This is a genomic window from Oceanobacillus sp. CF4.6, assembly GCF_051262635.1.
Lineage (GTDB): Bacteria > Bacillota > Bacilli > Bacillales > Amphibacillaceae > Oceanobacillus.
Genome location: NZ_JBIMEX010000002.1, coordinates 644,444 through 664,936, shown reverse-complemented (window position 1 = coordinate 664,936; position 20,493 = coordinate 644,444). Strand labels below are relative to the sequence as shown.

Here is a 20,493-nt window from a genome sequence, read left to right as displayed (position 1 = left end):
CCACAGCTCAACTCATCCGAAATACCGGTAATATAATGATTTTGCTTCGGTCACATCACTCGTTCCATGCACAAGTATCCGTCCATCGTGAAACATGACCAAACGATGCGGTTCGCTCGTAAAGGATAATAGAAATGAATTTTGTTCGACTTTTCCTGTATTGGAGAGGCGTGCCGCGATCGTTTGCAAGTCTCGCTTTCCTGCTGACGTTGGTCTAATCTGTACTGTATCTCTCCCGCATAGTACGGCAGTCTTTGTTTGACTTTCATAGCTTAAATGCGGATATGTCGGTGCTTCGCCACAGGACAGGCAGCTTGTATTTTTGAACGTGCTGACATCAATGGAAGCTTGCTGATTACTCCAAAGATCAAACGAAATTAATCGCTTTCTCAATGCGTCCCGGTTATCGGTTAGAATTTTTAAAGCCTCTGCCGATTGATGGGCAACAACCATTTGAACAACGGGACTGATAACACCTGCCGTATCACAAGTCATCCCGCCCATTGGCACTTGTTGCAATAAACAATGCAAACAGGGCGTTTCTTTTGGAAGAATCGTATAACTGATACCATAGCTTGCAACAACAGCACCGTATATCCAAGGAATGCTATGTTTTTGCGATATATCATTGATGATAAGTCGAATATCGAAATTATCTGTTGCATCAATAATCAAATCGACGCCATCTATGAGCTGACGCATCTCCAATGGGGTGACATCGATTATCTTTGCTTCAATTTGCACATCCTGGTTAATTTCCTCTAATCTTCTTTTTGCTGCAATGACTTTTGGCATGCGATTAGTCGCATCACTCTCTGTGTATAGCTGTTGACGCTGCAAGTTGCTCCATTCGACGTAATCTCGGTCAACGATCGTTATTTTTCCAACACCAGAACGAACAAGAATCTCCGCATTCCCTGTACCAAGTGCACCTGCACCAATCAATAGGACATGCTTCTCAGCTAATTTTTCCTGTCCTTCATGACCGATGGGCGAAAATAATATTTGTCTGGAATAACGATCATTCATTAGATGCTAATCCCTTCTATTGGGCTGCTTGCAGTTGCGTAGCGTTTTTTCGGAATGCGTCCTGCTTCATAGCCGAGTCGACCTGCCTCTACAGCAAGTTTCATCGCTTCAGCCATTTTGACAGGGTCAACGGATGCGGAAACCGCTGTATTTAAAAGGACGCCGTCAGCCCCGAGCTCCATTGCAAAGGCCGCGTCTTTTGGAGAACCAATTCCGGCATCAACAATGACAGGCACATTTGCTTGTTCAATAATAAAGCTTAAGTTAAGCGGATTAATTATCCCTTGCCCGGATCCAATCGGTGACGCACCAGGCATAATCGCATGGGCACCTAACTCTTCCAGTTTCCGTGCTAAAACAACATCATCGGAAGTATAGGGAAGTACGATGAAACCTTCTTTCAATAATTCTTCCGTTGCCCGCAGTGTTTCTACAGGGTCTGGCAGCAATGTTTTATCACAGCCGATGATTTCAACTTTCACCATGTCACAAAGCCCGGATGCTTTAGCGAGCTTCGCAGTTCGAACCGCTTCCTCAGCTGTTTTTGCACCAGCTGTATTGGGCAAAAGATCATAATTTTTCAAATCTATCTTTTCCAGGAGATTTGGCTGGGAAGATTCAAAAATATCCATCCGGCGCACCGAAAAGGTTAGAATATTCGTTTCTGATACTTCCACCGCTTCTTTCTGGATAGCAAAGCTCGGGTATTTTCCAGTTCCTAAAAATAAACGGGAATTAAATTGTTTTTCGCCAATCGTTAACATGTCATCCGCCTCCTACAAATTCTACTAATTCAATTTTGTCGCCATCTGCAACGATTCGTTTTGGATGGTGATTTTTCTCCAAAATTTCTCCATTATGTTCCACAATGACAATGGGATCATGATCAAAAAAATGGGTAATGACATCAGAAATCGTAAATACATTGCTTGGAACTTGTAAATGATTGCCATTCACTAGCAATTTCATCGGTTTACCTCCTTGATATATGGTGTTCTGTTAATGGAAAATGGGTGATGGACCGCTTTTCCATCGATCATATCTGCCATTAATAACCCGGTAACAGGAGATAATAAAATACCATTTCGGTAATGGCCAGTTGCGACGAATAGCCCTTTTACATGTGGATGTTCTCCAAGATAGGGCAGTCCATCTCCTGTTTGCGGGCGAATGCCAGCCCATGCTTTCTCCCATTTGGCATTTTTTAATGCTGGAAGGATGGTTACCGCTTGAGTCATTAACTGATAAAGTCCATCCAGTTGAACGGATTCATCAAACGTATGAGGCTTTTCTGTAGCGCCAATAATGACTTTGCCGCCAGACTTCGGAACGATATAGCCCCCAGATGAAAAAATACTGGATGTGATCATTCGTTCAGGAGTATGTACGGAAAAGCATTCGCCTTTTACGGGATACGTTTCTAGTGATATGCCGGTTCTCTTAAGGATGTGTTTGCTCCATGCTCCGCCCGCAACAATGACATGATTTGCGGAAAAGAAATCTGTTCCTGTTCTTACACCGGAGATCCGATTATTATCTTGAACCAATTCCTGTACTTCGGTATATTCCAGGAAGTCTGCTCCTAAAGCGGCTGCAGATTGGGCCAATGCTTTGGATAAAAGTGGGGCCGACACTTGCCCATCATTTGGCATATATAATCCACCTTGTACAGCTTCGGAAAGTTCCGGTTCCTTTTCTTTCACTTGCGCAGTAGGCAACCATTCTACCTTTTCACCTAACTTTTCTTGAATGGCTGCGATTTCGCGTAAGTGTGCTGCTTCTTCTTCTGATTGAGCAACTTTTATAATTCCACTTTGGATAAGTTTGATATTGATAGTAGATAAAAATTGAAGCTCTTCCGCTAAGGCAGGAAACATTGCTCTACTTTTACGTGCAAAGGACAGGAGCGGACTATCTTCTCCTATTTCATTTTGCGCACCTAACATGCCTGCAGCAGCACGTGATGCTTTTTGAGCGAGTGCCCCTTTTTCTACAACGAGTACATGGTAATTACGCTTGCTCAAATGGAATGCAATGGAACTGCCGATGACACCTCCGCCAACAATAATGACATCATACTGTTTCTTCATTTTTCCCCCCCTTTCTTAATGCATGTTTGTAGGATATTGCCTTTGCGACTGGATCACTGGACAATAACACTCCTGATAAAACCGCGATACCGCTTGCACCATGATTGATGATCTGTGGCGTATTTTGAGGGGTGATGCCACCAATTGCAATCACTGGAATGGATACATGCTGTGCGACTTGTTTCAAGCCATCCAAACCTTTTGGCTTTACGCCGGGTTTTGAGCGGCTGTCAAAGACATGACCATATAGCAAGTAATCTGTACCGTGTTGAAGTGCGGAAACAGCTTCTTCCACGGAATGAACGGAACAGCCAATGTACAAGGATTCATAAGTCTTTCTTGCTACGGATACATCGATGCTTTGATAGGTTAATTGAACACCTCGTACCTGCATTGCGTTGGCTACATGAATCCGGTGATTGACCATGATTTTTTCAAGTGGAATGCCTTTGGAATGAAGTAGTTCGATTGTTTGCATATATTGAATATCGGACCATGATTTCTCTCGAATATGAAAAAAACCTACATAACCGTTTATTTTTTCAGCAATGGATACAAACGTTTCAGGTGATTGTTCCCCAGTTGAGATAATATGAAGTTCTCCGTATGTATCATCTTTTTTGTTGAAATCATTCATCCTAAGTTTCTCCTTTAAGATCATTTGAAAAAATAAAAAAACCACTTCCCGCATGAAAAGGAAAGTGGTTTTATCGCATAAATAAACAAATAGATTACGATATCCGTTCTTTCACTTCCCTCCGCCGGCATCAACCGTATCAGGTTCAAAGAGTCCCAAAGTCAATCGCTTTGATCTCAGCCCTTTTAAAAGGCACCTCTAGTGAATCGGTAAATATTTAATTAACAATTTGAATAAATTATAACATTCTTAAAATGATTGTCAATAGCCGAATTATCTTAGGTATGTCTGTATGAGGAGGTATAGATAGGTTAGCTTTAAGGGACACGAGGACATAGTGGGACGAGAGGTCACCTCATGTACCCTCTGTCCCACTCAGCTTTCACAAAAGCATAATAAGAATGAAAAGGAGCTTGGTAAGATATCCAAGCTCCTTTTGTGTGAATGTAGTATTTAGATATGAATTATATTTTTTCCTGCTTTTCCACAATTTTCCCCATCCTAAAGGAAGCCACGATAAGGACAATTATAAGCAAGAGTCCGAGGTTTCCGATTAATGGATAGAACCATGCAACAAGTGTTGTAAAGCCGACAAAGCTTAATGCAAATGCAACCATACCGGTGATTATTGTAAAGATTTTAAATTTCTTTGTTCCCATTTCTGTAAATCTGGCACTAAATGAGAAGAACATACTTATGGCAGTATTGAATATCATTCCAAATAAGATAAAGGTATAAACAACCCCTAAAATTGGAGAAATATCATCTGCAAGTTTTAACATCGGCATGTCAAAAGCGCCGACAATATCAACTTTCGAGAAGATCATAATATGACTGATGATAATTAGAACACCAATCGCGAGCCCACCTAAAAAGCCACCAATTGCTGCTGTTTTCTCATTCTTTTCATCCCCACCCATTACAATCGCCATAGAAAAACCTACTGCAATGTTAAAGGAGACATAATTTATCGCTGAGAAAATCCAGTTTGGCAATGCAGAGTCGTACTGCTTTGCGATTGGATCAAGTGTTGCAAACGTATTGTCCATTGTTGCTACGCTGAAGATGAACAGTATAATAAGCGCAAAAATTAAAAACGGCGTAATACTTCCGATTACCTGAACAACTCTAGTTAAATTGAGCATTGCAATGAGTACGACAAGCGTAATCAAGAGCAAATTACCGACAACTATGGGAAGGCCGAATTGTTGATTTAAAATAGACCCGCCCCCAGCAACCATAACAACACCAACACCAAATAAGGTGAAGATAATGATATAGTCAATGATGGTACCTAGAACTTTTCCGCTCATTTTATGAATCGCGTCTTGATGAGAGGTTGCTTGCATGCGACTACCAATCCTAGTCATCACCATTCCCATATAAGCAAATAATGCGGTAGCAATGATTGCACCGATAATCCCAATCGTCCCGAAACTAGTGAAGTATTGCAAAACTTCCTGACCAGAGGCGAATCCGGCACCTACGATAATGCCTACAAATGCACTGCTAATTTGAAAAATTCTCTTCATTGTATCCTCCTGTTGTTTTATTGTTTCTCTTCCAATTATCTTAAACCATAATACGCTTCTTATTGCTGGATAAAATTGGGGACCATTTTGATTTGCAAATTTAGACATTATATGTGGTAAAGTTTTATTATAACAGAATAGTCATGTAAGTAGCTGGGTTGTTGTAGTTAAAAGATTATTTAGTCTATTCACCAAATTAATGCAATGTAAATACACCATAAAACTAAAGACAATTTACCAAAAGAGGAAGACAATGCATTGGGGGGAAGAGGGGGAACATTGGGGGCAGGCACCGTTTCCCGATATTTTCATTAAGGACTGAATATGGTTTTCTATTGATTTATCCCCATTTTAGTAACTGAAATCATAGGGATTGAGACAATGACAATGGTTGTTTCTGGTATTGATGAAAGGGATTAGAGGGCTGTCGACTGCATGTGGGAGAAAAAGAAATAATATTCTATTTCCTGAGCAGGATATAGAGGGAAGACCCACCAATTCCTATTATTTTTAGATATACTTCGGGGCAATGTACCTGTCCTTCTGTCCCACAAGTTTGAAAAAACTATTAACTATAATTCCTGCTAAAAATCTGTTATACTACAAACAGACCCGTTGGTATGTTAGGAGAAATACACGAATATGGATACAAAATCGCTATTAATTGAAAAATCTACAGCTCTTTTTCAGGCAAAGGGTTATAAAAATGTTGGACTTAACGAGATTTTAAAAGTCTGTAATGTTACAAAAGGAGCGCTTTATCATCATTTCCCAAATGGAAAAGAAGAATTATTGATTACTTGTTTACACGATTTAAATGAAGCCATTACCACAGATATCGAAGCTATTTTCAGTAGGCACCCTACAACACAGGAGGCCATCCTCGCCATGATCGATAAGTTAATTGGTAACTTTGAAAAAAACGGCACCATTATCGGCTATACATTTAGCAGCATTGTCAGTGAAATGGCCACGATGAGTGAACCGGTCCGCATTGCTTGTAGTGCTCTATATGAAAACATTCAAGAGCTTTACTATGAGAAACTGATAACAGAAGGCTATTCAAACGAATCAGCTTCTGCTATCGCAATGTTGTTGACAGCTTCGATCGAGGGTGCCATTATGCTTTGTTTAACGCAAAAATCCGCAACCCCATTGAAAACAATCGCCACATTATTACCGATTATATTAAAAGTGAACAAATAGCGTTGGTTGAAAAATTGATTTTGAAGGAGAAAAAGAAAACGATGCATCAAGAAAAAAGACTACCAAAAAATGGTAAAGAGGGCGCAATATTCGGCGCAATTATTGTAACATTATCCGTATTAATGATGGGATCCATCAATATCATCCTTGCAGCTGGGGAATTTAACAAAGAGGTTGCAATGAACATGTTAATCGTACTACCTATTATTTGGGTTATCGTAATGATTATTGAACCAGTAGCAATCGGTCGCTTTGCAGAATTTTTATCATCTAAATTTATTTCGCAAACAGACGGTTTTGCTGCTCGTATTATGTTCCGTACGATTTTCACCGTATTAGGGATGTCATTTACAATGACAATTGTTGGAGATATCATTGGAAATGGTTTTACAACTGAGATTTTTGCTAATTTTGTACAAATCTGGCCTCGTAACTTTGTAATTGCCCTATTTTTGGAGAGTGTAGTTATCCAACCATTTGCACGTTTCGTAATGGTTAAAATGCACGCAGCCCAAGATAGAAAAGCTGCAGTTCAAACGAATACACAATTTATCTAAAAAAGCGCTCAAGGCTTATAAAGTCTGAGCGCTTTTTTTATGATGCAGGCGTACGGATGACTAAAACATCGCATTTGGCAGAGCGAACGATGGCTTGAGATACCGAACCAATAAGATAGCGCTCTACTGTCGTATGCCCTGTAGCACCACAAATAATTAAGTCTGCGTCCACTGACTTAGCAATCTCATTTGCAATCATCATTCGTGGTGAACCATATTCAATAATGATATTCACATTTTTAACAATCAAAGCTGTAGCACGTGCTTTATAGCAATCTAATTTTTGCCGCGTTTTTTCTTTGACATCTTCTGCTAATTTTTTATCAAGAGGTCCCAAATAGCGCGTATCAATAATGTTAACGATGTTTAATTGTGAGCCCTGATGTTCGTATGCAATATCAAGTGATTTACGAAATGCATATTCCGCCTCTTTGGAACCATCTACAGCTACTAGAATACTTTTATAATGATCTGTCATTTTGTCGCAATCCCCTTTAATCATGTAATAAATCAATTTGACTTTTCCATGATTAATAACAACATAACATTAATTACGGTTAATAGTCCAAGGGGAGAGAGGAAGCAAAAGAACCGTCCCCGTGCTGTCAAAGTAACCGGATTGTTGATTTAAATTCTATATAAGATGTTTATTTAAATAAGAAAAGGAATCTTCATAAACAAAGTCTGTATCAGGTATTTGTTTATTTGCGCGTTGCAAAGCACTCATCTGATTAATTAATGGCGCTAATCGATCTTCATCTTGGACAGTTAAGTTGAATTTAACACCATAGAAAAACATATCTTCTTTTGCTTCGTCTTTCCATATCAATGTACCTTCTAATTCAAACAATTCATTCATAAGGGTAAAAGCAAACATAAATTTCATATCGGAATTAATAGGAAGTTTTAATAAAGATACTATTTTTATTCCACCCAAACTAATATTTTCTATTAAAATTTGTGTTGCACCAAGACTTACTTTACGATGATTTACTTCTGTGATGGTCATATTTCCAAGCAAACTGTATGGGAATTCAAATCGATAAAACTCTCTACGTTCTATTTCAGGTATCTTTGAAAGTTTCTTTTTACTCGGTAATAAATAACCAGCTTGTAGCATTTGTTCAAATATTTCTAAGGCAACTGGTTTGGAAAATAAATATCCCTGAATAATATCACATTCATTTTGTTTCAGAAACTCTAATTGTTCATACTCTTCAACACCCTCTGCTACCACTTTCAAACCTAATCCTTTAGCAAGATGCATAGTAGAAGAGACGATTGCTGCATCTACTTTGTTCTCGTTAGTAATATGTTGTATGAAAACTTTATCAATCTTTAAGGTGTCCGCTTGGATTTCTCGCAAAGATTGCAACGAAGAGTAGCCTGTACCGAAATCATCAATGGCAATGGTCGCACCAACACTTTTTAAGTCCTCTAACGTGTTAAAAACAGTATTATCGTACCTTAAAAGCGATTCTTCTGTGATTTCAAACTCCAAATAGTTGCCCGGAATTTGATAAAGCTCCAACTGTTGTTTAACGTATTCTACCAATCCTTTTTTCATTAAACGAATGGGGGATATATTAATAGATATAGGGCGTAAAGTAAAGTCTTTTTCTTTCCATTCTCTAAGTCGTGCGCAAACTTCCTTTATCACCCAATCACCTAAATCATTAATAAAATGATTTTCCTCTGCTATGGGAATAAATTCTACAGGTGAAACCAGTCCCCATTCATGATGATTCCATCGTAGTAGTGCCTCTGCTCCTACAATGATTCCTTCCGTATTCACTTTTGGCTGGTAATAGATTTCAAATTCTTCATTGATGAGAGCCTTTCTCATGTCTTTATCCAAAATATATTTCTTATAAGATGATATATCTTTCATATCAGAATATACCTTATAATTGTTTTTCCCTTGTCTTTTTGCACGGTGTAAGGCAGAATGGGCATTTTCAATTAATGTTAGTTTGCTTTCTCCATGTTCTGGGAAAAAGCTAATTCCAATACTTGTTGTAATTTGTATATCAAATTCTTCTATCGTTACTGGTTTTTGAATATGTTTCATTAATTGCTCAGCTAAATGGAAAATGGAAGCTTTATCTGGATAATTTTCAATCACGATTACAAAGTCAGTGCCACTGATACGTGAGATATAACCTTCTTGGTGAACAATCGCTATAAGTCCACTTGCTACTTCCTTTAATAACTCGTCCCCAATATGATAACCTAATGAATCGTTGATAAGACTAAATCGATCTAAATCTAAATACATAAGAGCAAATGGATGTTCTTTTTGACAAAGTGTATCGAGTTTATCATAAAGACCATGTTGATTCGGCATTCTGGTAAGTGCATCATGATAAGCAAGGAAGTTAAGTTTATCATGCATTTCTAATTCATCGCTGACATCTAGTACCATTCCAAATAGATAAGCTATTTCCCCGTTATCATCCAACCAAGGAAATGTCTGCTCCTGAAGCCATTTTGTTTTTCCGTCTGGGCATTCTATCGGGAATGTATTTTGCGTTATTTGTCCTTTTTTCAATAAATGAATACTTTCGATTAACATCGTATGATATTCTGGTATAACCATTTTTTCCCAATAATCAGGTTCTTTATATATCTGTTCTAAAGGATATTGCAGAATGTCCGCTAGCCCTTTTGAAGCAAAGACCATTTTTCCTTCTATGTTTTCTCGCATCCATATTCCAGCCTTTAAGTTATCATAGATATGCTGTAAATTGGTAAGCCTATTTTTTAATTCATTTTCTAAACGCTTATAAGGAGTATCGTCTCTAATCACCCCTACAAATTTATAAGGAATATCACCCTTCTTGATACATTCAGCCTGAGCGGTTATGTACCGTAGTTCATTTGTTTTGCCATGAAGGATTCGAAATTCAGCGGAAAAGCTATTTCCTTTATTCGTTGACTCATCAAAAATTTGACGAGTCAACGAATAATCTTCTGGATGGACCAATGTAAAAAGCTTTTCTATTGAGATATTTTCAGATTCATCCATACCAATTGTATTAAAAAAGTTATTCGAACAATCGAATTTATCATCATTAATGATATACTCCCAACTGCCAACCGCAGCAATCTGCTGGGAGTGATCTAAATGTTTTTTCATCAGTTCTAACGACTGTTCGAGCTGTGCGTGTTTCGTTAAATCATTAATGATTAAATAAATACGCTCTACACTATTGTTTTTTATATGAATGGGAATAAAAGTAAGTAGAAGCTGAACCTGTTCACCGTTATATTTGTTAACTTCTATTTCTATATTCTCTGTTTTACCGCCTAATGTGTTACTAAATAAAGTATCTAATCTTTCGGAGGTCGATTCTGGAAATAAATGAAGAAAATCATTTTTTGTTTGTGGTCGAGATCCTAATAATTCTATAAGCCTTTTACTAGTTTGCGAAACAATATCCCCTTCTAGAGAAAAAGCAATAATTAAATCTGGATGGTTACATGCCAAAGAAGGAAGGGGAGTACTTAATGCGTTTCCCTTCGTGTATTGCTTATCAATTGCATGATTATTAGAAAATATATTTCTTTTAAACAGATTTCGGAATTTTGATTTTCTCATTGCCATTTAATATATTCCTCCCTAAGTGTAGATTATTATTACTAAAACTAAATAATTACGAAGAAATAATAACAGATGATGTTATACAGAATTCAAAGAGAGTTCAGTCGGAGGATTCTAGGGGCAATATTTCTGTCACTCGTGGTTACTATTGATATCTCATGAAATGATACTAAATTACTTTAGGAACTAGTTTATATTAATGTTCCCTTTTTAATTAAACGTGTGATCTTGTCTTAACTATTTTAAACTAAAGAAATTCAAAAAGGTGAACCAAAGAAACTGGCTCACCTTTAAGATTCGCTTTCTTCGGAACTAGGCTACCTTAGCTAAATAAGCTTTAGGTCCTTGGTTTTGCGTCCTTATCTTACAACAAGTTCGCTATTATTGGATAGACTATATAAATAGTTATATTGAACTATTACTTATACTATCGACAAGAAGAGTAAAACTATAAAGTGTTTTTTACTTATTAATGATTTATTAGAATAGTACTGGATTTTATCTTTTTAGTTTTCTATAACGATAATAATCAAGGAAAAGCGAATGGTGTGACAAATCCATTTCCCTTGATTATTATTTGCAAAAACTGACGATCGCATTGCGGATTTTTAGACGTAAGCCTGTCACTAATGGAATGCATTTGCATGGCACGGGTGCTATCAGGAAATTCAAAAGCAAATCGATGGAGGATGAGGTTATTTATCCAATCCATAAAAAGGATTCTGGGGTTTCTGGTGCAGTTCAAAAGAGGTATTGCAAGTATCGAAGGAACAAAACCTAAAACTTCAGAAACCAGCGAGACTTGGGAGTGGGAAAAACAATGACAATTACCCCAGCGAATGGACTATATTCAAACTAAAGGAGATGGAATAATAGATTTACCAAGAACGATTGAAGAATTGAAGAGGTATTAGAGAGAGTATGGTAAAGAGTATGATGATTCCTTTTTATTGAAAGGGGGCCGCAATCTAGGTACCTAGGGTCAGTCCTCTACTACGCTGTCACTTTAATGTAGCTAGGGACTGTGAGCTGACCCCATTTTGGGTTTACTAATGGGGATAATATTTGTATACAAATGGGAAAATGTTATTTTAAATAAAAATAATGCTTTACGTTTACAACGATTGTAATACTCATTTCCTTGGTATTCACCAATAGAAAAAAGCAACTACCCTTTACGTCCACTAGTTGAGGCAGTTACTTTTTATACTTCTATATTTAGTTATCGCTTTTCATGCGGTATTTGGATGTGTCATTCAAATCGTTAATAACGCCCACTCTCACCCACAACAAAATCATAAACCCGAAAATGCTGCTTTTTCATCCTATACCTCTCAAAAAATGATTCCTCAATATCAACCAGCTCAGCCAATAACTTAAGCTCGAACTTCGTATAATTTAATACATCTTCAACAAAGCGTATTTCTTTTTCAAAAAGAACTTGAAAAGAACTTTTAATTTTTCCTGGCTTCATGATAATGATTTGATCGTCTAATGGCTCAATTTCCTTATAGTTATTTCGATTCAGAGAGGCATTAAAATACCTGTATTGCTGGTAAGTCATTCGTTTAAGCGTATACGCTCGGTAAGCAATGGCAGGGATAGATACTTTCCATTTCTTCTTTAATTCAATATAAGCATTTGGATTTGAAATCTTACCGATTGCTTCTAAGTCACTTAAAAATTCTTTTTCCGGTAATAGAAAGTTTGTGGCAAATGTGTTTGCTTCTCTTTCTATTTGCTCGTAATCTTTTTTGTTTAAGTCTGTTATATCTATCTTGTAATGTAAAAGCAGGTGACCTAATTCATGTGCTAAATCAAAGTTACGTCGAACCGCAGATTTTCTTATATTGCCTAGAATAATGAAAGGGATATCGGTATCAGACCATGTGCTACATGCGTCAACCGTATCACCTAAAGACTTTTCAAAGATGAAAGCCCCATTTTTTTCAATATGAAAGAGCAAGTCTTCATTATGATCACTAGTTAAACCGATTGATTTTCTAGCATGCATTGAAATATGTTCAATTATCTTATCCATTTCTATCTGCTCGGCATGTTTATTTTTATAGCTAATGGCATCGTCTTTGATTTCTTTTATTATATTGTTTGGAAAGTTGATCGTTGACGAAAGGAAATTTGTTATATGATTTAAGAATTCTAGATAAACGGTTTCCGATTTTGTTTTTTGTCTACTGTTGCGAACTTTGGATCGGTACGCTATATGTTGTTCATTAATCTGACTTGGCAGATCGCTTTTGGAATAAAAGTATTTTGGTTGAACGTGGAAGTAAGTTCTCAACTTGTTAATCGCTTCTAAACACTGGGGGAAATATACCCGTTTTCATATTGCCAAATAGACTGTTCCGTCACATCTAACTCGCTGGCTAGCTGGCTTCTTGATAGTCCGTGGAGCAATCGCATGTTGGTTAACGTTTCACCAACAAACATGTTGCACTTCCTCCTTTATGATTCTGTGTCACTATTCTCTTGATTCACCCTAAAAGTTAGAGTGAAATCTGCCTTCCAGGGTGTTTTTTTATGGCTAAACATCGTGAAGCATTTATTATTTTTAAGGCATCTACCCCATATTTTTCGTTTCATATGTCCTTAGTGGGTGGTAGCTTATAATCTTAATTAATTCATTTGCCATCTCATGTGGAGGCGTTTTAAAATCCTCTTTTATCCATTTGACGATTAAACCCCAGACTCCATAGGCCCGATAAGTAATAAAATAATCATCATTCATATTTGTCTGTTGGTTTGGAAAGTAGATAATATCGTTTTTCTGAAGTTCTATAAACGTGTCGATGATTTTATCTTGAAACCCTGGTATCCCATCCGAATCTTTCCATAGCTTGTAAAAGTCAGCATTGTTTAAAATATGCTCAAAAATAATGACATTGGAAGGAGATAGAGCGTCGACTTTAACAATACGATTATATTTATAGGGAAAACGAAATGCTTTGGTTAATTCAGCTATCATGTCATCAACTAGTTCTTGTTCCAGCTCTTCTTTATCTTGATAATGACGATAAAATGTGGTCCGATTATAATCAGCTCGATCTACGATATCTGTAACTGTAATACTTCGGTACGTTTTTTCATTCATTAGCAAGATGAATGCTCGTTTCAGATTACTTTTCGTTCTGCGGATCCGCCGGTCTTCTGCAACATTATTTGATCGCATAAATTTCCCTCCAAGAATTAGGATGAATACGCAACAGTCTGTTTTAATTTGTTGCTTAACGATACAATGTCGTTTTTTTTAATGATTGATAATATCTTCTTTGATTGTATACTAATGGTGAGTTCAAGAAACAATTTATTTAATTGTAAGCGCGGTCATTAATTCGTAGTTATATTTTACCATTGTTTCACCTAGTCATCCAACGAATGGGTGATAAAAAGGAGGAGAAATATGAATAGAGTAGAAGATAAGGTAGTTGTAGTTACAGGCGGAGCGAGGGGAATGGGAGCTAGTCATGTAAAAAGGCTGATTACGGAAGGTGCAAAGGTTGTTGTTACAGACATATTAGAAGAGGACGGAAAGAAACTAGAAAGTGAGATTGGTAAAAACATATTATTTATCAAGCATGATGTATCAAATGCATCTGACTGGGAAAATGTAATCCAGAAAACAGAAGCAACTTTTGGTCCGATTAATGTTTTGGTTAACAATGCAGGTATTGATATACCTGAAATAAACCTTGAAGATTATCCAGAAGAAACATACCGAAAAGTCATTGATGTAAACCAAGTATCGGTATTTCTAGGTATGAAATATGTTGTGCCGTCGATGAAAAAAGCAGGGGGAGGATCGATTGTAAATATCTCCTCACTTGCTGGAATTGTTGGTGCGAATAAAAAAATTGCTTATACTGCCTCTAAATTTGCTGTAAGAGGAATGACAAAGGCGGCGGCCCTTGAACTAGGTGAATTTGGAATCCGTGTCAATTCCGTACATCCCGGATTTATCCGGACACCTATGACGGAAGCGCTTATTAACGATGATTTGATTAATATGTTCCCACTCAAAAAAGCAGGAGAACCGGAAGAAGTTACCAATCTGGTATTATATCTAGCTTCAGATGAGTCAAGTTATTCCACAGGATCTGAATTTGTGATTGATGGTGGGTTAGGCGCGCAATAATAGGATGATATGAAGAAACATAGTATAGAATGGGAGAGTTTTAAATGAGTAGACTAGAAGGAAAAGTAGCCATTATTACAGGTGCAGCAAGTGGTATGGGATTAGCTGGTGCAAAGTTGTTTGCAAATGAAGGAGCAAAAGTAGTTGCAACAGACGTTGTTGGTGATGTATTAGATGAAAGAGTGAAGGAAATTGTTGCGAATGGTGGAGAGGCGATTGCATATCATCTCGATGTATCCCAACCGGATTCGTGGAATGAAGTAGTTGAAAAAACAGTTGAAAAATATGGAAAAATTGATATTCTCGTTAATAATGCAGGTATTCACATGGCAAAAGGTATTTTAGAAGCTGAATTAGATGATTGGGATAAAGTAATGGCCATCAATTCTACTGGTGTATGGTTAGGAATGAAAACAGTTATCCCACATATGCAACAAAATGGTGGAGGTTCTATTGTTAATACTTCTTCCATTGCTGCTATCGTTGGAGGAGTTGCTGATGCTGGGGGTGCAGCATATAGTGCATCAAAAGGTGCTGTTCGTGCATTAACGAAACACGCAGCACAATGGTTTGGAAAAGACAATATACGTGTAAATTCTGTTCATCCAGGCGCTATCTTTACTGGGATGGTTGAAAAAGCAGGGATTCCTTCTCGGGAAGAGATGGGTGCTCATTACGAAGGGAAAGCGGCTTTAGAACCGTATGCAGGTGAAGCGCAAGATATTGCAAATGCGTATTTATATTTAGCATCGGATGAATCAAAATATGTAACAGGATTAGAACTAGTTGTAGACGGTGGTTGGACAACTAATTCGTAGGAGATCAAGAGTCTAGTAAAATGTCAGCTCTCATTATATGGGGAGCTGACATTTTTGATAATTGTATGATTAAAAATAGGAAAATATGGTCTGTCTATAATAAAGTATTATTGTTACAATGATACTTGTACAAGAAGGCTTTCATGGGTGGTGGCTTACTCCCTTTTTTGATGAAAGGGGGTGATGCCTAATGACGGTATATGAATCGCTTGTTCTAATGATTTCATTTGGAACGTTAATCGTTGCATTGCTGTCAAGCCATAAAAAATAACCACCCTGTGAGCCTGGCAAGCAATTAGGGTGGTTATTTCTCGTTCTCTATTGTAAGCCGCCCCTTTGAAGGGCTATTGTATGTGGCCGTTAGTGTATCCGCACTAGCGGTCTCTATCCATTTTATGCAACTAATCTACATTTATTATACCCGATATCTCTGGAAATGAAAACAGTAGTACCACAATGGTGCCACAATTGCCTGTCACTCTCCGAAATTTGTCGAATTTATTTAGAGATAAGTTATAAAAGAATATATTTTGTGAGTCTACAGTTTTCCAATTTATCTGATTATGGTACACTGAAAAGAAATAATTGCTATTAGGAAATCAGTATACGTACAACGAAGGCTTTCCTGATGAAAGCTTGGTGATAAGCCTTCGTTTTCTAAGAAAGGATTCTATTTCATGAGTACAAAAGTAAGTCCGATTCAAATAAAAGATATTATTGTTGCTAATCAAGTATTAAAAGATGTTGTCATAAAAACGCCGTTGCAGAAAGATCCGATTTTGTCTGAACGGTATGATTGCAATGTTTATTTAAAGAGGGAAGACCTGCAAGTTGTTCGCTCCTTTAAACTAAGGGGAGCGTATCATTTAATGCAAAGTTTATCACAAGAAGAAGTAAAAAATGGGGTTGTTTGCGCAAGTGCGGGAAACCATGCCCAAGGTGTTGCCTATTCATGTATGGCGCTCGGGATTCATGGGAAAATATTTATGCCAAGCACGACGCCAAGGCAGAAAGTGAAGTTTGTTGAATCTTTTGGAGGATCCTTTGTATCAATTGAATTAACGGGTGATACCTTTGATGATTCCTACGAAAAAGCAAAGGAATACTGTGATGCTCATGAAATGACTTTTATTCATCCATTTGACGATTACAGAACAATAGCCGGGCAAGGAACAGTCGGCCTTGAAATATTAGACGATATGGAAAAGCCGCTATCCCATATTTTTATGTCAATTGGTGGTGGTGGACTTGTATCTGGAGTTGGCTCCTATATTAAAAGCATTAGTCCGAATACAAAAGTAATTGGTGTCGAACCTGCTGGTGCTGCGTCTATGAAAGCGTCATTTGAACAAAAAAAGGTAGTCAAGTTGAATCATATCGATAAATTTGTAGATGGCGCAAGTGTAGGTCAGGTAGGCCATCTAACGTATGAAACGTGTAAACAGGTTGTGGATGATATTGCTGTCGTACCTGAGGGGAAAGTATGCACAACACTGTTGGAACTATATGATAATGCGATTGTCGCAGAACCTGCTGGTGCACTACCGGTTGCTGCATTAGATTATTATAAGGACGAAATTAAAGGGAAAAACATTGTTTGTGTGATTAGTGGTGGGAATAATGATATTGATCGCATGCAGGATATTCAAGAGCGTTCCCTTATTTTTGAAGGGTATAAACATTATTTCATCGTTCATTTTCCACAGCGCGCAGGGGCCCTTAGAGAATTCATGGCAGATGTCCTTGGAGAAACGGATGATATTACTCGCTTTGAATACACGAAAAAGAATAATCGCGATAAAGGACCTGTCCTTGTTGGAATCGAGCTAAAACATCCAACCGATTATGAGCCTTTAATCAATCGCATGAATAATAAAGGATTTACTTTTATTGAGATTAATAAAGATCCGGATTTGTTCCAATTGTTAATTTAAATGAGAGAAAGAGACCTGTTTATGGCCTGTAATGGCATAAGCAAGTCTCTTTTTGTTTTTGGGACAAGGAACCTGGGGTTATCGTGCCCACTGCTCCTGCGCCCCCTAGAATTCCGCAAATTTTAGACGTATTTCCGCGAAGCACTAAATTTATCCGCGTATGTGGCTTTATTCCGTATTTTTTAACTTAATCCGCGAAAATGGCAATTATTCCGCGAATCGATATGCAGTTGTTCCTCTTCGTCGCTATTTTATTCGTTTTCAGGAATCACTTCTAGCGCAATAAATTGTGTAATCTGGGTAGCATTGAAATTGTTATCTGACACCAGTACGAGGGTGTCATTGCCATTAGGGAGTCTTTTTCCCCAGGTCATGCCTTCTATATTATCAACTTTATTCAAACCAAGCGTATTCACATCAACAATAAGTTCTTTTTGTATAGGGATGACATGATCCTCTTTTATAGATTCCATCTCTTGGATGTCTGTAGCTCCACGGATATCTGTCTTGTAAATACGAACATAATTACTGTAGTCTCCATTATCGGATTGGACACTTGAACGCTCAAGGACTAAAAGTTCATGCTCATTGATGGAAAGGATCTCTGTCACCCCGTTATCCGCATGTTTGCCCTCCCCAGGGGATTCAGGGATGGCATCAATTGGATAGGCGTATTCAGCCAATAGATTTCCGTCCCGGTCGTACTGTGTAATTCGCGAGAGTGCACCGGAATCGGGAGTTGGCAGTGTATCATCTTGAATGAGCGGACCTTCCATTGCCGTCCAGTATGTTTGGCCGTCAGCGGAGAAAGTGGAGCCTTCTAGTGCAAGATTGTTCCTAAAACCTTTCTCGGATTGTTCATTCATTTGGATGGTATCTGTAACCGGAATATCTGATAGATAACTTCCATCCAATGCAGCTTGATGAATGTATGGATTCATTCCTAGGGAACGATCTCCTTCACTCGTGTACCAAATATGGCCGTTTTCCGGATCAAAACGTATCGATTCCGGATCTGGTACCAATCCGGTCATTCCGGAAAGATATTGGTCTCTACTTGGATAAACCGTTCCGTCCGGTTGTTTGAGATAGGTAACATCAACTAATTGAACGTTTTGAAAATCTCGAGAATTGTAATTCAGTTTTGCGGTATAAAAGCGAGCTGGATTTAGGTCTGACCTGTCATCACTGAGTAACAGCCATTTATTGTTTTTAGGGTTGTAGGTAACACCAGAAATACCTCCCGCAATTGTCCCCTTATAAGCTAATTCATTTGGTAGTATTTCCGATCCTATGAATCTTACTTTTTCAATCGTTCGGGAATGATCCTGGTTAACGCTGTTTACCGATGAACTAGAATCCGCCATACCGGCATTAGGTTGAGCCTTGGCCGCATCCATTGTATATCCAGCTAAACTAAGTGCAGCCATACCTGTTAAAAGTGCTTTTCCTAACTTCTTCATTTTGTCTTCTTCTCCTCTCAAAATATTCATTAGATTACTTATATTATATTTTATCAGTATAGTGTTAATTGTATATAAACTAGATATATAGATTGTGTAAATGGAAGGAGTGAATGCCACAAGATCAAGATAGTTTCAAGTAGTCTAGAGGAATGGAATAGATGTCTCTCCGCCTGAAACAATGGGCAATTGTAAGGGATTTCACATTGGCTTATTGTTACAAAGGATTCAAGTACAATTTACTATATTTCTTTACTTATTTGATAAACTCAGTTTATACCAACTTCATAGACTTCATTTAAACTAGATTTAGACAATCAAAGAGGGAGGATGTATTCAAACGGTAATCGGTATTTAAGTATGACAATGGATCTTATTCTACTAAGTAAATCAATTTAAAGGAGGACTCTCAAATGAGAAGCTTGTTTAAAATTTTTTTTGTCTTATCGAGTTTGTTCGTGATTTTGGGAAGCTTATTTTTCAGTCCAGTCCAAGCTTTAGCTGCTAAGGAGAATGCAAAGATTAATGTGATGACCTTCAACTTAAGGTACCTAAATGATTCTGATGCATCGCCACATACCTGGGAAGAAAGACGTTCTACAGTTCGTCAGGTTATTCGAAAGGAACAGGCTGATATCATTGGAACGCAAGAAGCAGTCTACCAGCAGGTAAAAGATGTTGCCACTGACTTACCAAACTATGAATGGATTGGACAAGGACGTGAGGGTGGCAATGAAGGTGAATTCATGTCCATTTTCTATAATGAGAATCGTTTTACTCCATTAGAATATGACCATTTTTGGTTGTCAGATACACCGGATGTTGTTGGTTCCGCATCGTGGGGAAATACGATTCCTAGAATGGTGACATGGGCTAAATTTCTGGATACCGAATCGAATAAGGAATTCTATTTTGTGAATACGCATTTTGATCACATGTCTGAAAACGCGAGAGAGAAAAGTGCTGAGCTAATTTCAGAAAGGGTAAAAGAATTTGATCAAAACTTACCGATTCTAATGACCGGGGATTTTAATGCCGGTCCTGACAGTATACCTCATGATACATTACTTAATGAAGGTGGATTTGTTGATACTTTTACAACAGCAGAGCAAACCATAAATAAAGAACTTGGTACATTTAATGGGTTTGATAATCCCACTGGTGGCGGTGCTGACAACCGAATTGATTGGATTTTATCAAAAGGAAATGTAACCACTCATACTAGTGAGATTGTTAATTACCGAAAAAATGGGCAATATCCGAGTGATCATTATCCGGTATTGTCAGAAGTGGCCTTCTAAACAAAATCCTATGGGACGGGCGAGAATTTTCCCCAACTACATCAATCTAAAAATTTAACCGTAAAAACAGTTGGGTTAAACCTAGAAGTCGAGAGAGAATCGAGTTGTATTTCCCTGAGAAGATAACTCCAAAAGCTCATCAATAGATGTTTTTTTGATTCATCCTTTT

At 37.7% G+C, this 20,493-nt stretch carries 19 protein-coding genes and 2 riboswitches; of the genes, 7 read left to right on the top strand and 12 right to left on the bottom strand.

Annotated features, from left to right (window positions below):
- Positions 1–12: 12 nt before the first annotated feature.
- From ACHABU_RS06855 to ACHABU_RS06830, 6 genes are all read right to left on the bottom strand, one after another.
- Positions 13–1,029, bottom strand: a complete 1,017-nt coding sequence (locus tag ACHABU_RS06855) for a thiazole biosynthesis adenylyltransferase ThiF (protein ID WP_435763652.1) — start codon at positions 1,027–1,029, stop codon at positions 13–15.
- Positions 1,029–1,793: a thiazole synthase gene (locus ACHABU_RS06850; RefSeq protein WP_435763650.1), complete on the bottom strand. Its 765-nt coding sequence runs from the start codon at positions 1,791–1,793 to the stop codon at positions 1,029–1,031. Before ACHABU_RS06850 ends, ACHABU_RS06855 begins: the two co-directional genes overlap by 1 nt.
- 1 nt (position 1,794) lies before the next feature.
- A complete protein-coding gene (gene thiS / locus ACHABU_RS06845; protein WP_435763648.1) occupies positions 1,795–1,998 on the bottom strand; it encodes a sulfur carrier protein ThiS in 204 nt (67 codons plus the stop codon).
- Positions 1,995–3,119 (bottom strand): glycine oxidase ThiO, encoded by a 1,125-nt coding sequence (gene thiO / locus ACHABU_RS06840; RefSeq protein WP_435763646.1) that lies wholly within the window; start codon positions 3,117–3,119, stop codon positions 1,995–1,997. Before thiO ends, thiS begins: the two co-directional genes overlap by 4 nt.
- A complete protein-coding gene (locus ACHABU_RS06835) occupies positions 3,103–3,756 on the bottom strand; it encodes a thiamine phosphate synthase (protein WP_435763644.1) in 654 nt (217 codons plus the stop codon). Before ACHABU_RS06835 ends, thiO begins: the two co-directional genes overlap by 17 nt.
- A gap of 99 nt (positions 3,757–3,855) precedes the next feature.
- Positions 3,856–3,966: riboswitch (TPP riboswitch) on the bottom strand.
- Positions 3,967–4,220: 254 nt separating this feature from the next.
- Positions 4,221–5,288, bottom strand: coding sequence for a YkvI family membrane protein (locus ACHABU_RS06830; RefSeq protein WP_435763642.1), 1,068 nt, complete (start codon positions 5,286–5,288; stop codon positions 4,221–4,223).
- Between the two features lie 642 nt (positions 5,289–5,930).
- Between ACHABU_RS06830 and ACHABU_RS06825 the strand changes: the two genes are divergently transcribed.
- Both ACHABU_RS06825 and ACHABU_RS06820 read left to right on the top strand, forming a co-directional pair.
- A complete protein-coding gene (locus ACHABU_RS06825) occupies positions 5,931–6,494 on the top strand; it encodes a TetR/AcrR family transcriptional regulator (RefSeq protein ID WP_435763640.1) in 564 nt (187 codons plus the stop codon).
- A gap of 41 nt (positions 6,495–6,535) precedes the next feature.
- On the top strand, positions 6,536–7,051 hold the full coding sequence (locus ACHABU_RS06820; protein WP_435763638.1) for a hypothetical protein: 516 nt from the start codon (positions 6,536–6,538) through the stop codon (positions 7,049–7,051).
- A 37-nt stretch (positions 7,052–7,088) separates the two neighbouring features.
- On the opposite strand, the gene ACHABU_RS06815 is transcribed toward ACHABU_RS06820, so the two are convergent.
- The 5 genes from ACHABU_RS06815 to ACHABU_RS06795 form a co-directional block, all read right to left on the bottom strand.
- Positions 7,089–7,529 carry a universal stress protein gene (locus ACHABU_RS06815; protein ID WP_435763636.1) on the bottom strand — a complete coding sequence of 147 codons (441 nt, stop codon included), beginning with the start codon at positions 7,527–7,529 and terminating at the stop codon, positions 7,089–7,091.
- A 156-nt stretch (positions 7,530–7,685) separates the two neighbouring features.
- Positions 7,686–10,658, bottom strand: a complete 2,973-nt coding sequence (locus ACHABU_RS06810; RefSeq protein WP_435763634.1) for an EAL domain-containing protein — start codon at positions 10,656–10,658, stop codon at positions 7,686–7,688.
- A 302-nt stretch (positions 10,659–10,960) separates the two neighbouring features.
- Positions 10,961–11,045: riboswitch (cyclic di-GMP riboswitch) on the bottom strand.
- 874 nt (positions 11,046–11,919) lie between these two features.
- Positions 11,920–12,696, bottom strand: coding sequence for an ImmA/IrrE family metallo-endopeptidase (locus ACHABU_RS06805; RefSeq protein ID WP_435763632.1), 777 nt, complete (start codon positions 12,694–12,696; stop codon positions 11,920–11,922).
- A 275-nt stretch (positions 12,697–12,971) separates the two neighbouring features.
- Entirely contained in the window at positions 12,972–13,079 is a 108-nt protein-coding gene (locus tag ACHABU_RS06800; protein ID WP_435763707.1) for a helix-turn-helix transcriptional regulator, read from the bottom strand.
- Positions 13,080–13,236: 157 nt separating this feature from the next.
- Positions 13,237–13,845: a TetR/AcrR family transcriptional regulator gene (locus ACHABU_RS06795; protein WP_435763630.1), complete on the bottom strand. Its 609-nt coding sequence runs from the start codon at positions 13,843–13,845 to the stop codon at positions 13,237–13,239.
- 231 nt (positions 13,846–14,076) lie between these two features.
- On the opposite strand from ACHABU_RS06795, the gene ACHABU_RS06790 reads away from it, so the two are divergent.
- The 4 genes from ACHABU_RS06790 (at position 14,077) to ilvA (ending at position 17,560) form a co-directional block, all read left to right on the top strand.
- Positions 14,077–14,808: a glucose 1-dehydrogenase gene (locus ACHABU_RS06790; RefSeq protein WP_435763628.1), complete on the top strand. Its 732-nt coding sequence runs from the start codon at positions 14,077–14,079 to the stop codon at positions 14,806–14,808.
- 44 nt (positions 14,809–14,852) lie between these two features.
- Positions 14,853–15,626, top strand: a complete 774-nt coding sequence (locus tag ACHABU_RS06785; RefSeq protein WP_435763626.1) for an SDR family NAD(P)-dependent oxidoreductase — start codon at positions 14,853–14,855, stop codon at positions 15,624–15,626.
- 190 nt (positions 15,627–15,816) lie between these two features.
- On the top strand, positions 15,817–15,897 hold the full coding sequence (locus ACHABU_RS06780; protein WP_368858654.1) for a putative holin-like toxin: 81 nt from the start codon (positions 15,817–15,819) through the stop codon (positions 15,895–15,897).
- A 406-nt stretch (positions 15,898–16,303) separates the two neighbouring features.
- Entirely contained in the window at positions 16,304–17,560 is a 1,257-nt protein-coding gene (ilvA, locus tag ACHABU_RS06775) for a threonine ammonia-lyase IlvA (RefSeq protein ID WP_435763624.1), read from the top strand.
- 251 nt (positions 17,561–17,811) lie between these two features.
- On the opposite strand, the gene ACHABU_RS06770 is transcribed toward ilvA, so the two are convergent.
- A complete protein-coding gene (locus tag ACHABU_RS06770; RefSeq protein WP_435763622.1) occupies positions 17,812–19,023 on the bottom strand; it encodes an esterase-like activity of phytase family protein in 1,212 nt (403 codons plus the stop codon).
- A 413-nt stretch (positions 19,024–19,436) separates the two neighbouring features.
- On the opposite strand from ACHABU_RS06770, the gene ACHABU_RS06765 reads away from it, so the two are divergent.
- Positions 19,437–20,324: an endonuclease/exonuclease/phosphatase family protein gene (locus tag ACHABU_RS06765; protein WP_435763620.1), complete on the top strand. Its 888-nt coding sequence runs from the start codon at positions 19,437–19,439 to the stop codon at positions 20,322–20,324.
- Positions 20,325–20,493 lie beyond the last annotated feature (169 nt).